Source organism: Demequina activiva (assembly GCF_016862815.1).
GTDB classification, from domain to species: domain Bacteria; phylum Actinomycetota; class Actinomycetes; order Actinomycetales; family Demequinaceae; genus Demequina; species Demequina activiva.
In genome coordinates this window covers 134,150-148,192 of record NZ_BONR01000004.1, presented here as the reverse complement: position 1 = coordinate 148,192, position 14,043 = coordinate 134,150, and the positions used below count along the sequence as shown (strand labels likewise).

Sequence of the window (14,043 nt, the reverse complement as noted above, 5' to 3'; positions counted from 1 at the left end):
GCGCAGCCTGGGAGGGCACATGACGGATCTGGCCATCGAGACCGAGGGTCTCACCAAGATCTACGGCGACCTGCGCGCCGTCGACGGCATCGACCTCGCCATCGCGCGAGGCGGCGTGCACGGCTTCCTGGGCCCCAACGGCGCAGGCAAGACCACCGCGATTCGCATGCTCGCCACGCTCATCCGCCCTGACGCGGGCCGGGGCACCGTGCTGGGTCACGACATCGTGAAGGAGGCGGACGCCGTGCGCAGCCTGGTGGGCCTCACCGGTCAGTTCGCGTCCGTGGACGAGGACCTGACGGGGGCGGAGAACCTGCGCCTGATCGCGCTGCTCTATGGCTACCGCGGCCAGGCCGCGTCGCGCCGCGCGATGGAGCTGCTCGAGGCCTTCAGCTTGGCCGATGCAGCGGGCAAGCAGGTGAAGAACTACAGCGGCGGCATGCGCCGCCGGATCGACATCGCCGCCTCGATCATCGTCAGCCCCGAGCTGCTGTTCCTCGACGAGCCCACCACCGGGCTGGACCCTCGCGCCCGCAACGAGGTGTGGGACATCATCCGTGCGCTCGTGGACTTCGGCACCACCGTGATGCTGACGACCCAGTACCTGGACGAGGCGGACCAGCTCGCGGACCGCATCTCCGTGATCGACACCGGCAAGATCATCGCGGAGGGCAGCGCCACCGAGCTCAAAGCATCGGTGGGCGCGGGCTCGCTGCACGTGCGGGTGATGCACCGCAACGACCGGGACACGGCGCGCGAGCTGCTGATGCGCGAGCTCGACGTCGACGTCGCACGCGAGGCCGATCCGCAGGCGCTGAGCGCCTCCGTCGAGGACCGGGCCCGTGCCACCCGCGCGTTGAGCGCGCTCGAGGCGGCCGGCATCGACGTCGCACAGTTCTCGCTGGGCCAGCCCAGCCTCGACGAGGTGTTCCTGGCCCTGACCGGCCACCCCGCAGAAAAGACCGCGACTGATGAGGAGGTGGCCGCATGAGCACCACCGAGACCCACACCCAGGCCACTGAGGAGGCCCCGAAGCCGCAGGCGCACGCGATCGCCACCGCCCTGGCCGGCGGCGCGCGTCCCGCACGACCCAGCGCGCTGTCGACGTCCGTGACCTTCGGCTGGCGCGCGCTGCTCAAGATCAAGCACGTGCCCGAGCAGCTGTTCGACGTCACCCTGTTCCCGGTCATGATGACGCTGATCTTCACCTACCTGTTCGGCGGTGCGATCGCTGGCTCGACGCAGGACTACATCGCGTACCTCGCGCCAGGCATCCTGGTGCAGTCCGTCCTGTTCATCACCATGTACACCGGCGCGACGCTGCGCGAGGACATCGACAAGGGAGTGTTCGATCGCTTCCGCTCGCTGCCCATCTGGCGGCCCTCCGCCCTGGTGGGCATGCTCCTGGGCGACGCCGTGCGCTACACGATCGCGGCGACGGTGACCGGCATCGTGTGCTGGTTCGTGGGGTGGCGTCCGGAAGGCGGGATCGTGGGCGTGCTCATGGGCGTGCTGACGCTGCTGATCTTCGCCTTTGGCCTGACGTGGCTGTGGACCTTCCTGGCCTTGCTGCTGCGCTCCCAGCGTGCGGTGATGGGCGTGTCCATGATGATCCTCATGCCCTTGGTGTTCGGCTCGAACATCTTCGCGGACCCCTCCACCATGCCGGGCTGGCTGCAGGGCTGGATCTCCGTCAACCCGGTGGCTCACCTCGTGGACGCCGTTCGCGCGTTCATGGACGGTGGCTCCGCAGCCGGGGAGATGGTGTGGGTGATCGGCTGGTCCGCCGCGCTGGTGGCCGTGTTCGGCACCCTGACGATGTGGAAGTACCGGGACCCGCGCTGATCTCCAGCGGTCCGCGACAGTTCGCACCACTCCGCGCGCGACACGCGGGGGATGGCCCCCAATCCCGGGGTCTCCGCCCCGCGTGTCGCCGCTGACGTGGTTCGAACCGTCGGAGAAGGCATCGGAGTGGCAGGCACTCCGGCGTGGATGAACCCCATCAGGCCCGCGGTAGGGAATGATCTTCCGGTGCCTGTTTCCAGTGACCTTGAGCCCCGCACCTACTTCCGTACCCTCGATGCCGCCATGGCGGACTTCGAGCTTCCCCTGGGCGCCGTGGACCGCGCCCGCCTGGCCGTCCGCGGCCTCGACTTCGAGCACGTCTACATCCCCGAGTCCCGCGCCTACATCGCTCTCGAGGCGCACGGCCGCACCAGCCCCGTCGCCTACGTGATGCCGCACTATGTGGCGCTGCATCCGGCCGATGCTCCCAGCGAGTTCGTCGAGATCGCCGAGCCCGAGGAGCTGCGGCTGCCGGACGCCGCGCCCGCGGCGACCACCACGCCTCGCGCGGTCGCTCCTCAGCGCGCCCGCGCATCGGCCGTCCAGGACACGCAGGCCGTGACGAAGGCCGAGCGTCTGGCGGCCCAGCGCGCCCGGGCCACCGAGCCGGTCGCGACCCCGTGCCCCACCTGCTTCACGCACCTGCCGGCGACCGGTCTGTGCGACTGGTGCGGCTAGGTCTGAGGCACGGCGGCACGCCCGTTCGCGCGGGTCGCGGCCGCCGTCGCCGCAGGTAGGCTGACGGGATGGACCACCACGCGCCCGAGCACCACGCGACCGCCTTCGCGGTCACGCGCAACCCGGCGCCGGCATCCGACGCTGAGCGCGCTCGGCGCATGGACTCCCAGCCGTTCGGCACGGTCTTCTCTGACCACCTGGCCAAGGCCACCTGGACCGCCGATCGCGGCTGGCATGATCGCCGCATCGAGCCGTTCGGCGACCTGGTGCTCCACCCCGGCGCGACCGTGCTGCACTACGGCCAGCAGGTGTTCGAGGGGCTCAAGGCCTACCGCTGGGCGGACGGCTCGATCCACCTGTTCCGGCCGGAGGCGAACGCCGCCCGCTTCAACGCGTCCGCGGTGAGGATGGCGCTGCCCCCGCTCCCGGAGGAGGACTTCCTGGGCTCGATCGAGGAGCTGCTGGGGGTGGACGCGGCCTGGGTTCCGGATGTCGAGGAGACCTCGCTGTACCTGCGGCCCATGCTGATCGGGACCGAGCCGTGCCTGGGAGTGCGGCCCTCGGCGACAGTCGGCTACGTGCTGCTCGCCTCGCCCGTGGGCGCGTACTTCCCGAACGGCGTGAAGCCCGTCTCGATCTGGGTAGCCCAAGGCTTCCACCGCGCGGGTGCGGGAGGCACGGGCCAGGCCAAGACCGCGGGCAACTACGCCGCCTCGATGCTTCCGCAGCAGCAGGCACAGGACCACGGCTGCGATCAGGTGCTGTTCCTCGACGCCTCGCGCGACATGTACGTCGAGGAGCTGGGCGGCATGAACGTGTTCGCGGTCCGCCGCGACGGCACCATCTGGACTCCGCGGGTGACGGGCACCATCCTCGAGGGCGTCACGCGCGACTCCGTGATCGAGCTGCTGCGCGGCGACGGCCGCGACGTCATCGAGCGTGACATCTCGATCGATGAGCTCCGGGACGGCATCGCCTCCGGCGCCGTCCAGGAGGTGTTCGCGTGCGGCACCGCCGCCGTGGTGACCCCCATCGCGCGCCTGGTAGCGCCGTCCTACGACCTGGTGGTGGGTGACGGGGGGCCGGGCACCGTCACCATGGCACTGCGCCAGCGACTCACCGACATCCAGTACGGCCACGCCGAGGACACGCACGGCTGGATGCGCCGCGTGGTCTGAGGCCCCACCCCAGACGCCCATCGCAAGGAGACACGCCCCGTGGACGACGACGCCCGCGACACCGCCAGCCAGACGCCGGCGTACGCACCCGAGACCGGACCGAGCGTGAGGGTGAACCAGCACGGTTACGAGCCGGGATCGCCCAAGCGAGCGACCCTGGTGAGCGAGACGGACGATGCCGTGTCGTGGGAGCTGCGCGAGTACAGCGGGGAGGTGGTCGCCCAGGGCGCGACCACGGTCCTGGGCGTCGACGAGACCGCAGGGCTGCACGTCCACGCGATCGACTTCACCGACGTGGACGACGAGGGAACCTACTCGATCGAGGCTGAAGGCGAGGCCAGCTACTCCTTCGTGATCCGTGAAGGGCTGTTCGCGCCGCTCATGGTCGATGCCCTCAACTACTTCTATCTAGCGCGCTCCGGCATCGAGATCGAGGCGACGATCGTGGGCGACGAGTACGCCCGCGAGCCCGGCCACATCTCGCGTCCCGGCGGCGACGACGTCAACCAGGGCGACTTCGCCGTCGCCTGCCAGCCAGCGGCGGAGTCGGAGAAGGTCTACGGCGAGCCCTGGACGGGCGACTACACGCTGGACGTGCTGGGTGGCTGGTACGACGCCGGCGACCACGGCAAGTACGTGGTCAACGGCGGCATCGCGGTCGCACAGCTGCTGGGCGTGTGGGAGCGGGCCATGCGGGCGGGCCGCGGGGCGCAGAAGGCGCTCGCGGACGGCACGCTGCACATCCCCGAGCACGGCGACGGCGTGCCGGATGTGCTCAACGAGGCGCGCTGGGAGCTGGACTTTCTGGTGTCGATGATGGTGCCCAAGGGCGAGGAGCTTGCCGGCATGGTGCATCACAAGGTGCACGACCACGGGTGGACGGCCATCCCGATCCTGCCCGTGGACGATCCCAAGCCCAGGCTGCTGCACCGGCCGTCGACGGCCGCGACGCTCAACCTGGCGGCCGTCGCCGCGCAGGGCGCACGGCTGTGGGAGGCCTACGACTCGGTGTATGCCGCGGGGCTGCTCGACGCGGCGACTACAGCCTGGAGGACCGCGCTGGAGCACCCGGACCTCTTTGCGCCCGTCGAGGACGGCCGCAATGGCGGAGGCCCGTACGACGATGACGATGTGACGGACGAGTTCTACTGGGCTGCAGCAGAGCTCTTCCTCACCACCGGAGAGGCCGAGTACGCGGAGTATGTCACGACGTCCCCGGTCCATACCGCGGACTCGTTCCCGGTGGGCGGCTTCAGCTGGGATCAGCTCGATGGGATCGCGAAGATCCAGCTCGCGACCGTGGACAGCGACTTCGCGGATCGTGCTGCGGTGGCCGATCAGGTGATCGCCGGCGCACAGGCCATCGCCGGTGTGCAGCGCAGGCAGGCGTTCGGCCAGGCGCTGCCGCCGGACGGGTACGTGTGGGGCTCCAACAGCCAGATCCTCAACAACATCGTGGTGCTGGGCGCGGGCTACGACCTCTCCGGCGACGAGGAGCTCCTGGCGGCCGCCCGGGAGTCGATGGACTACCTGCTGGGACGCAATGCGCTGGGGCTGTCCTACATCACGGGCTATGGCGCGGTGTTCGTGAAGAACCAGCACTCGCGGTGGTTCGCCCACCAGGTGGACCGGGCGCTGCCGCGACCGCCTGTCGGCTCCGTCGCGGGCGGCCCCAACGCGAACACGCCTACGTGGGACGAGACCATCAGCGGCCTCTACCCGGACAAGGACTGCGCACCGCAGCTGGCCTACGTGGACGACATCCAGTCGTGGTCCACCAACGAGATCACCATCAACTGGAACTCCGCGCTGGCCGCCGCCGCGGCGTTCCTCGCGTTCCCCGAGGCGCGGGTCAAGCTCTAGGTTGCCGCGCGTAGGAGTCGGTCCGCGTCCTGCGTAGCACTGGCGTCACGTTCTCACGCCAGCGTGCGTCCTGCATCGCGCATGTCGCCGATGGGCCGGTCCCGCACCGGTGAAGGTCACCCGCGATATCCAGGACGCGCCAGGTCCGCAGCCCCGGGCATGACGGCACTGTGCGACGCAGGAGGCCTACTCAGCGTCGCCGGACTGGAGTTGCTCCTGGAGAGCAGTCACGTTGTCGAGGTGCTCCTCGAAGTTCGTCGCGAACCGCACCCCGCCCGATGGGAACCGGACAAAGTACAGCCAATCTCCGTCAGCAGGACGCGTCGCCGCGGTGATGGCGGTGGTTGACGGCGCACCGATCGCCGTGGGAGGCAACCCCTGGTTGACGTACGTGTTGTATGGCGTCTCAGCCGCGCGATCCTCGGACGTGGTGCGGTGGGGGTCGGAGAAGTCGATGCCGTTTCGCTCGCCCTCGAAGCGAAGCGTGGAATCGAGCTCAAGCCGCATTCCCGCGTCGAGCCGATTGCGGATCACCGCTGCCACCTTGGCCATGTCTTCCGGCATCTGCGCCTCGGCCTGGGCGATCGACGCGATCACCAGTGTGTCGTGCCACTGCTTGCGTGGCACTCCCTCTGCCTCGAGGAGGTCCGCGTTGGCGCTGGTCAGTCCGGACCCGACCAGTTCCTCGAGGGTGAGGGACTCATTGTCGGGATCCGCCCACTTCGAGTAACGGCCCGGCAAGAGCCACCCGTCGGGCTCCCCCTGTGCCTCAGGGGGCAGCGCATCGACCACGGCCGCTCGCGCGGTCGCGACGTCCGTGTCGAAGGCATCGGCGAGACGCTCGATCACGACGTCCGCCCGGTCACCGGGATAGACGTCGAAGATTCCGTGGATCTCGGAGCCCGACGCCTCGTCCTGGCTCGCCTCGGCCGAGGGCACGGGAGATGCTGACGGCGAGGCCGCGCCTGTGATCGACGGAGCCAACGTGCCCGCAGGGCCCACCGCATCGGCGCCACGGAGCTGAATCACGCCAAAGGCGCCGGCGCCCGCGATCCCCACGCCCGCGACGGCAGTGACCGAGCCGCGCGCCACGCGATGGCGGCGCACTCGCCGTGTGACGGTCGCGTGGCTCGAGGCCAGGCCGGTGCTGGAGAACCGCTGGGCCCCTTCGCGGGCGATCGCGGCGAGCTCGTCGTGTGCGGTGTTCATCGGGGACCTCCGGTGGTGGTGTGGACGGGTACGGTGTCCGGCTCGGTGAAGTCGACGTCCGTGCAGATCACGCGCAGCCGCTTGACGCCGTCGGAGAGGTAGCGTTTGACGGAGCCCACCGCGAGGCCCAGCTCGCTCGCGACTGCCGCGACGGGCAGGTCCTCGAGGTAGCGCAGCACCACGCAGGCGCGCTCGCGCGGGGGAAGCGTGAGGATGGCCGAGTGGAGGTCCAGGCTCGCCGTCACCGCACCAGCCGGGTCGGGGGAGACGGCCGATGCGGGACGTGCGTCCAGATCCCCGGCCTCGCCGCTCTCGCGCTGAGGCCGGGCCTGGGCGCGTCGGTGGCCGTCGACGAAGGCTGAGGAGATCGCGCGCTTCACGTACGCGTGGGCGGACGTGAGGTCGCCCACCTTGCGGCCGGAGCGGAACGTGCGGACCAGCGCGTCCTGCAGCAGATCCTCGGCGTCGTTGGCGTCGCCGGTGAGCACGTACGCGTAGCCGAACAGTGCGGCTCCGCGCTCGCGCATCAGCTCATCCAGCGTGCGGCTCCAGGCGCTCATGCATCCATCCTGACGTGGCTCATGCCCGGTCATACGCATTCGGCCGTCCCCAGGTTGGGTGCGGGCTGTAGGTCTCCCCAGCGGAGCGCCGATGCGCGGAGGGTTCTCGAACTCGTCGCATACTGTTCTCGACATGCCACGCACTAATGCCGAGTACCGCTCCGGAGCCACCGCCCCCGAGTACACGTTGACCCGCAAGCGGATGCGCACCATCCGCCTGCGCGTGGTGCCGCCCACGGGAGAGCTGAAGGTGAGCGCGCCGCACGCGACGTCGGTGGCGCGCATCGATGCCTTCGTGGCCTCCAAGACCCGTTGGATCGCGGCGCGCCGCGCGGAGATCGAGGGCATGGCGCCGCGTCTCGAGCACGGGGTGCAGGCTGAGGCGTGCCGCGAGGAGCTCGAGGCGTGGCTCGAGGATCTGCTCCCGCACTGGTGCGAGCGATTCGGGGTCGAGCAGCCGCACATCTCCTTGCGGATCATGCGATCGCAGTGGGGCAGCTGCCGGGCCGCGACCCAGCGCATCACTCTCAACCTGGAGCTGGCCCGCCGCGGCCACGACATGGCCGAGTACGTGCTGGTCCACGAGCTGAGCCACCTGCTCGAGATGAACCATGGCCCGCGCTTCTACGCGCTCATGGACCGCCACCTGCCGGATTGGCGCGAACGCAAGGCGCGACTGGGCAGGCTGTAGAGCGGCAGGCGGCTACTCGCCCTCGCTGTAGGTGCTGGCGCCCTTCACGTCGACCCAGGACGTGGAGTCGAAGCGCGTGACGCCCAGCAGCGACACCTGGTTGTGGAGCACCATGACCACGTCCGCGCCCACCTCCTCGGCAAGCTCGGCGATCTCGAGATCGCCGCGGTAGTGGCGCTCGTCCACCACGTGCAGCTCGCTGACGCGCTCCGCGAGGTACACGGAGAACGGGTTGCCGTACGAGTCCTTGAGCAGCAGCACCGTGGTGTCCGAGGGAGCCTCGTCGTTGACGATGCGCAAGTAGCCCGAGTCGCCGCCCAGGAACACGCGGAAGCGGTTGGCGTAGAGGGAGTCCTCCTCGAGGCGATACGTGTTGATCAGCGGCGCATCGCACGCATCGTCGAGGCACTGGTGCGCGCTGAAGCCACCCACGGGCTCGAGCCAGGAGATGTAGTCGGGAGCGGGAGTGACCGCTGCGGTCACCCGACGTCCTAGAGTCCCGTAGAACGGTTCGTCCTCGTAGATCACGCGCTCGTAGTCGCGGGTGTCATCCGGCACGTCCACGCCCAGCTCGCGCGCGGCGGCCGCAGTCTGATCCACCGCCATGAGCGCGGCATCGCCAGTCCAGTGGTGGTCCGTTCGGAAGTAGGACACGTTGAAGATGTCCGGGTCTCCCACCGTGTCCGCGAGGTCCACCATCGGATCCCCCGTGTCGAGCGCGTCCATCAGTGCCGGCTTCTCCGTTAGCAGCTCGTTGCCCCACGCCTCGGGGAGCACCTCGGGGCGGATCTCCTCCTTGCGCGGGGCGTACATCCACATCAGAGGGATGTCGCGCTGCGCGAGCTGGTCAGACAAGGCCTGGGCGTTGTCCGCCATGTCCTCCGGCACCGAGCGGTCCAGGTGGTTCTCGAACATGAACTGGTCGGGGCCATCGATGAAGACGTCATCGACGATCGGATCCTGGAACACCTCGTGCTGCGCCACCGCGTGCACGGACAGCCACGTCGCACGTCCAGCGAGCTGATCGCTGGCCCAGTCGTCGACTCCCGCCATCCAGGACTTGTCGATCACCGTCTCGACCTCGGGCTTGTCGAACTCCGCGAGCGCACGCCCGTCGAGGTTCGACACTCGTCCGTCCTCGCGCGCGACCAGGCTCACGAAGCCGGCGGTGACGATCACGCCCAGGGCCACAGCGGGCAGGATGGTCCACCCGAGCGCCCTGCGGCGGCGGGTCGAGGCGTGCTGGGGATCGGCTGCCATGTCAGAACCTGAAGTAGATGAACGGGGCGTAGGTCAATGAAACCATGTAGGCGGTGGCGATCAGCGTGCACACGACGACCACGACGGACCAGCCCAGAGCGGCGGGAGCGCGCAGCACCCGCGTGGCGCGGGTGGGCGCCAGGGCCGCATCCGCCGGCGCGTCGTCGGGCAGCGCGATCTGGTCGCGCAGCCGGTCCATGAGCCGCTTCGCCACCCCCGCCGCCAGCACGATCGACACGATCGCCAGTCCCGCGCTGCGCTGGAGCGCGAGCGTCGCGTCGGCGTCCCACAGCGGCACTCCGCCCAGCCCGAACATCGACGTGTAGTACTGCCACGCCTGGCCCACGTCCACGGAGCGGAACAGCACCCATCCCAGCATCGCCACCAGCACCCCGTACAGGTGCTGCAGCGGGCGCGGCAGGCGCTCGAGGTAGCGGCCGAACACGTAGCGTTCGAGACCGATGAGCACGCCGTAGTAGAGCCCCCACAGCACGAAGGTCCACGCGGCGCCGTGCCACAGCCCCGTCAGCGCCCACACCACCATGAGGTTGCGCCACACCCGGGGCGGCGACACGCGCGAGCCGCCCAGCGGGATGTAGACGTAGTCCCGGAACCAGGAGCCGAGCGAGATGTGCCAGCGCTGCCAGAACTCCCGCGCGGAACGGGCCAGGTAGGGGTAGCGGAAGTTCTCGTGGAAGCGCACGCCCATCATCGCCGCGAGGCCGATCGCGATGTCCGAGTACGCGGAGAAGTCCAGGTAGATCTGCAACGAGTACAGCAGCACCGCGAGCCACGCCGCGCCCACGGAGGTGGGGTGGCCGGTGGCGAACTGCGAGTCGACGATGGGCGCGATCGAATCCGCCAGCACCGCCTTCTTCGCCAGGCCCGTCGCCACGCGGATCGCGCCGTACGTGAACAGCCCCGGGTCGAAGCGCGGCTCGCGCAGCTGAGGGCCGATGTGCGCCCACCGCACGATGGGACCTGCCACCAGGTGCGGGAACATCGTGAGGAACGCGGAGAAGTCGAGCAGGCTGGGTGCGCCGTCGTCGCGCCTGCGGTAGATGTCGATCAGGTACCCGATCGACATGAAGGTGTAGAAGCTGACGCCGATGGGCAGCGGGAGATTCACGCTCTGCGCGGCAGAGTCGAGCCCGAAGGACTCGAGCGCGAACTCCAGGTACTTGAACACCGCCAGCGGCAGGCAGATCACCACGATGCCAGCGGTGAGGATCCAGCGCCGCGCAGGCCCCTGTGCACGCAGCAGTGCCTTGCCCAGCAGGTACGTCACCAGCGCCGTGCCAAGGATCAGCAGCACGAGCACCGGCTCGCCCCACGCGTAGAACACCGCGCTCGTGGCCAGGATGGGCACCGTCCGCCAGCGTGCGGGGAACACGTAGAAGAGCAGGATCGCGAGAGGCAGGAACGCGAAGACGAACAGCGTGCTGGTGAAGACCACCCGGCTAGCCCCCGTCCGTCATCAGCTGCTCGACCACACGTCGTGCGGCGAGACCGTCGTCCCACGGACAGTACCGGGCGGCGAACGCGTCCAGGTCGTAGCCGGGCAGCGACCCGTCGCGCAGCGCGGTCCCGATCGCGTCGAGGGCCTCGATCGTGGTGCGCGTGACCGGCCCCGGCAGATCGGTGTCGAAGTCCAGGTAGAACCCGCGCAGCTCATCCCGGTAGCGCTCGAGGTCAGGGGCGTGGAAGACCATGGGGCGCCGCAGGTTCGCGTAGTCGAAGAACAGCGATGAGTAGTCGGTGACCAGCACATCCGCCGCCGCGAGCAGGTCCTGGGTGTCCGGATACGCGGACGCGTCGTGCACGGCGTGCGAGGCGGCCTCGGGGATGCGCACCACGGTGCGGTCCACCACATGCTTGCGCACCAGCAGCACCGCTGTGCGGCCGAACCGCTCCGCGAAGGCCGTGGCGTCGATGTTTCCTGCCGGCCCATCGCCGCCGCGCGAGCCCAGCAGATCGTCACGGAAGGTGGGGGCGAACAGGACGATGCGCGCATCGGCCGGGATGTGGAAGGCACGACGCACGCGCGCCTCGGCCCGGGCGCGAGGGGCGCCGAACAGCGCGTCGTTGCGCGGATAGCCCAGCTCCGCGATCGAGCCGCGGTAGCGGAACGCGGAGCGCATGATCGCGCTCGTATGAGGGTTGGGGGACAGCAGGGTGGTCCACTGCTGTGCGGCGGTGGTGGCGCGGTGGACGTAGCCCTCGTCGCGGCCCGTGATCTGATCGAGGTCGTGCAGCATGCGCTTCAACGGGGTGCCATGCCACGTCTGGATGTACACGCGGCGCGAGTCCGAGCGCACGTAGTGAGGGAACGACTGGTTCGACACCCAGTACTTCGCGAGGCCCAGGTGCAGGAAGTACCTCAGCGACAGCCGCTTGACCACCTCCGCGCCGCCGCTGATGGTGGACGGCCGCCCGTTGAAGGCCCAGATGGGGCGCATCCCGGGGCGCGACCGCTGCACCTCCTCGTAGATCGCGCGAGGGCTGTCGCCGAACTGCTTGCCCACGCCGGACTCGAACACCACCCGGCGGTGGTCACGCGGCAGCACGCTCGCCACGCGGAAGACCGCCTTGCACAGCGGCAGGTAGAGCGAGGACGCACGCAGCCGCCGGTAGATCGCGGCGCCGATGCGCTCGGCTCGGGCCCGCACGCGGGCCGCGCTGCGCCGCGTCCGCGTGCGCCGCGCGTGAGCGATCGCGTCGAAGATGCGCTCGTTCGCGCCCTGGTCACGGGCGGGGTAGTAGGAGTCCGCCACCCGCACCGTGTCCTCGGACGGCTGCATGTCCCGAGCCACCACCGCCCGCAGCGCCGCGAGCACTCCCGTGCGCGTGAAGGCGATCTCTCCCGGCAGGTCCGCGTCGAGGTCGAGATGCGATCCCATGCGCCCCAGGAACCGGTCCCGATCGAACTGGAAGTACAGCACGGGACGGTGCAGCAGGGCCGCGTCGAAGCCCACCGAGGAGAAGTCTGTCAGCAGGGCCGCGGAGTCCAGGATCATCCCCTGGACGTCTTGCTCTCCGGGGTGCACCACCTGCACGCCCGCGTCCTCGAAGGCCTGGACGAAGGCCCGCATGTTGGGATGCAGTGACAGCGTGACCTGCAGGCCCGCGTCCTGGCACACGCGTCGGAACTCGGGATCGGTGAGCAGGCCGTGCCATTCGCGGTGGTACTCGGACGCGGCATACGCCTCCGGATCCGTGAGCCAGTCGCGCCACGTGGGGATCACCAGCAGCCGGCGTGCTGGCGCGGCATGCGGCGCCAGCAGCGTGTCGAACCTCGACAGCCCCGTCACCGCGATCTGTCGAGGCTGGTAGCCGAAGTCCCGCACCAGCAGGTCGCGCTCCCGCTCCGAGCTCGCGATCACCAGGTCCGTCTCGAAGCCGGGCGCGTCACGTCCGTACAGATCCGCCATCCACTTGGTGCCCATCACCCCGTGCTGGAGGAAGATGCGCAGGCCGCGCACGTCCGCGCGGAACGACTCCGCGCGGACGGGATAGAGGTAGTCGGGGTGGTGCGAGCCGATGATCCTGTCCGCGTCGAGCACCGCGCGAGCGTGGTCAGCGCTGCCCGCCGCGATGACGGTGCCCACGCTGGCCGCGCGCTCGAAGTCGGGGCTGCGGGGAGAGACCACGGCGCGGATGTCGACATCGGGACGTTCGCGGGAGGCCCACGCGAAGAACGCCGCCGCCGTGTCCTGGAAGCGCTCGGGCCTCTCGCCGATCACCCACAGGGGGCGTCGCGAGCGTCGGGTGGCACGGCGCCACAGCGCCCTGGCGCGGGCGCCACGGCCATGCGTGCGGATCACCTGCAGCACGTCGCGGGACAGCCGTTCCTGGCGCAGCGAGAGCCGTGCGGCCTTGAACGTGAGGAACGGCGTGATCGCGTGCCCCATGTCGCCCCGCTCCAGATAGCCCGTGCGCAGGCGCTGCACCCCTGCGGTGCGAGCGCCCGGAACCATCGCCCTGACCGGATCGAGGCCGTCCCAGGCGAACTCGAGCCACGCGTCGAGGACATCGGCCGCGCCCAGCCGCTCGACCACGTCCGCCCATGCGACGCGCGCACGGAGGTCCACCGTGCGACGCGCGCCGTTGCCGCCCGGGTTCGCCGACACATGCACCGGCAGCGCGGTCTCCGAGGCGCTGCCGCGCTCGCGCAGCACCAGCGAGACCTCGGGGACGCCATGCGCCGGCAGCCACGCCCTGGCCCGCACCGTGATGCCGGAGGAGTGGCACCACAGGGAGCGGGTGACGACCTTGGGCGTCGAGGGCGCCGTGGTGCCGCTGCGGATCACGAGGTTGCCGCGCTTGGTGACCGAGGCGATCGCCGCAGCCTCGCCCTCGACCACGGGCGCGAGCTCAGCGTGCCCCAGCAGTCGCCCAGGCCGCACTGGATGCTGCACGCCGCCCGACGTCACGCGCAGGTGCCACACGCGCTGGTCCTCGGAGGCGAAGTCGCGAAGGTCGATCAGTACGCGCGAGCGATCCTCCGTCACGGCGAGCGGATGGGACTGTCCGTCATCAGCCACGGCAACCGCGGCATCGGCCGTGCCGACGGGTCTCCAGTGAAGGGTGACGACGTCACCGCTCTGTGCAAGCGCGACCGCGTCGCTGCGCGTGGCAAAGCCCACGGGAGCCATCCTCCGTGTCCGCGGATGGCGCGGACCCCACTCGTACGATTCGTGGAGTCTAACAACGCAGACCTGGACCGACTCTCAGAGGCGGTCCCGTGCCACCGAGGCAA

The 14,043-nt window shown here is 69.9% G+C and carries 11 protein-coding genes; 6 read left to right on the top strand and 5 right to left on the bottom strand.

Features of this window, described 5'->3' with window-relative positions:
• Window positions 1–19 precede the first annotated feature (19 nt).
• The 5 genes from Dac01nite_RS09760 (at window position 20) to Dac01nite_RS09740 (ending at window position 5,564) form a co-directional block, all read left to right on the top strand.
• Window positions 20–991 carry an ATP-binding cassette domain-containing protein gene (locus Dac01nite_RS09760; RefSeq protein WP_203656420.1) on the top strand — a complete coding sequence of 324 codons (972 nt, stop codon included), beginning with the start codon at window positions 20–22 and terminating at the stop codon, window positions 989–991.
• Complete coding sequence (locus tag Dac01nite_RS09755) at window positions 988–1,845, top strand: ABC transporter permease (protein ID WP_203656413.1); 858 nt, start codon at window positions 988–990, stop codon at window positions 1,843–1,845. Before Dac01nite_RS09760 ends, Dac01nite_RS09755 begins: the two co-directional genes overlap by 4 nt.
• A 186-nt stretch (window positions 1,846–2,031) precedes the next feature.
• Window positions 2,032–2,523, top strand: coding sequence for a hypothetical protein (locus Dac01nite_RS09750; RefSeq protein ID WP_203656412.1), 492 nt, complete (start codon window positions 2,032–2,034; stop codon window positions 2,521–2,523).
• A 68-nt stretch (window positions 2,524–2,591) separates the two neighbouring features.
• On the top strand, window positions 2,592–3,701 hold the full coding sequence (locus Dac01nite_RS09745; RefSeq protein ID WP_203656411.1) for a branched-chain amino acid aminotransferase: 1,110 nt from the start codon (window positions 2,592–2,594) through the stop codon (window positions 3,699–3,701).
• A 39-nt stretch (window positions 3,702–3,740) separates the two neighbouring features.
• Window positions 3,741–5,564: a glycoside hydrolase family 9 protein gene (locus tag Dac01nite_RS09740; protein ID WP_203656410.1), complete on the top strand. Its 1,824-nt coding sequence runs from the start codon at window positions 3,741–3,743 to the stop codon at window positions 5,562–5,564.
• 186 nt (window positions 5,565–5,750) lie between these two features.
• On the opposite strand, the gene mltG is transcribed toward Dac01nite_RS09740, so the two are convergent.
• Together mltG and Dac01nite_RS09730 are read right to left on the bottom strand one after the other, a co-directional pair.
• Window positions 5,751–6,773: an endolytic transglycosylase MltG gene (gene mltG / locus Dac01nite_RS09735; protein WP_203656409.1), complete on the bottom strand. Its 1,023-nt coding sequence runs from the start codon at window positions 6,771–6,773 to the stop codon at window positions 5,751–5,753.
• A complete protein-coding gene (locus Dac01nite_RS09730) occupies window positions 6,770–7,333 on the bottom strand; it encodes an RNA polymerase sigma factor (protein ID WP_203656402.1) in 564 nt (187 codons plus the stop codon). Before Dac01nite_RS09730 ends, mltG begins: the two co-directional genes overlap by 4 nt.
• 133 nt (window positions 7,334–7,466) lie before the next feature.
• On the opposite strand from Dac01nite_RS09730, the gene Dac01nite_RS09725 reads away from it, so the two are divergent.
• Window positions 7,467–8,024: a M48 family metallopeptidase gene (locus Dac01nite_RS09725; protein WP_203656400.1), complete on the top strand. Its 558-nt coding sequence runs from the start codon at window positions 7,467–7,469 to the stop codon at window positions 8,022–8,024.
• A 12-nt stretch (window positions 8,025–8,036) separates the two neighbouring features.
• On the opposite strand, the gene Dac01nite_RS09720 is transcribed toward Dac01nite_RS09725, so the two are convergent.
• Genes Dac01nite_RS09720 through Dac01nite_RS09710 form a run of 3 tightly spaced genes read right to left on the bottom strand, consistent with a single transcriptional unit; the run spans window position 8,037 to window position 13,930 of the window.
• Window positions 8,037–9,284, bottom strand: a complete 1,248-nt coding sequence (locus Dac01nite_RS09720; protein ID WP_203656398.1) for a DHHW family protein — start codon at window positions 9,282–9,284, stop codon at window positions 8,037–8,039.
• A gap of 1 nt (window position 9,285) precedes the next feature.
• Complete coding sequence (locus Dac01nite_RS09715) at window positions 9,286–10,740, bottom strand: MBOAT family O-acyltransferase (protein WP_203656396.1); 1,455 nt, start codon at window positions 10,738–10,740, stop codon at window positions 9,286–9,288.
• Between the two features lie 4 nt (window positions 10,741–10,744).
• Window positions 10,745–13,930, bottom strand: coding sequence for a CDP-glycerol glycerophosphotransferase family protein (locus tag Dac01nite_RS09710; RefSeq protein ID WP_203656394.1), 3,186 nt, complete (start codon window positions 13,928–13,930; stop codon window positions 10,745–10,747).
• Between the last annotated feature and the right edge of the window lie 113 nt (window positions 13,931–14,043).

Coding starts and splice junctions, on each gene's coding strand:
- Dac01nite_RS09760 (WP_203656420.1), top strand. CDS start 20: ATGACGGATCTGGCCATCGAGACCGAGGGTCTCACCAAGATCTACGGC.
- Dac01nite_RS09755 (WP_203656413.1), top strand. CDS start 988: ATGAGCACCACCGAGACCCACACCCAGGCCACTGAGGAGGCCCCGAAG.
- Dac01nite_RS09745 (WP_203656411.1), top strand. CDS start 2,592: ATGGACCACCACGCGCCCGAGCACCACGCGACCGCCTTCGCGGTCACG.
- mltG (WP_203656409.1), bottom strand. CDS start 6,773: ATGAACACCGCACACGACGAGCTCGCCGCGATCGCCCGCGAAGGGGCC.
- Dac01nite_RS09730 (WP_203656402.1), bottom strand. CDS start 7,333: ATGAGCGCCTGGAGCCGCACGCTGGATGAGCTGATGCGCGAGCGCGGA.
- Dac01nite_RS09725 (WP_203656400.1), top strand. CDS start 7,467: ATGCCACGCACTAATGCCGAGTACCGCTCCGGAGCCACCGCCCCCGAG.
- Dac01nite_RS09720 (WP_203656398.1), bottom strand. CDS start 9,284: ATGGCAGCCGATCCCCAGCACGCCTCGACCCGCCGCCGCAGGGCGCTC.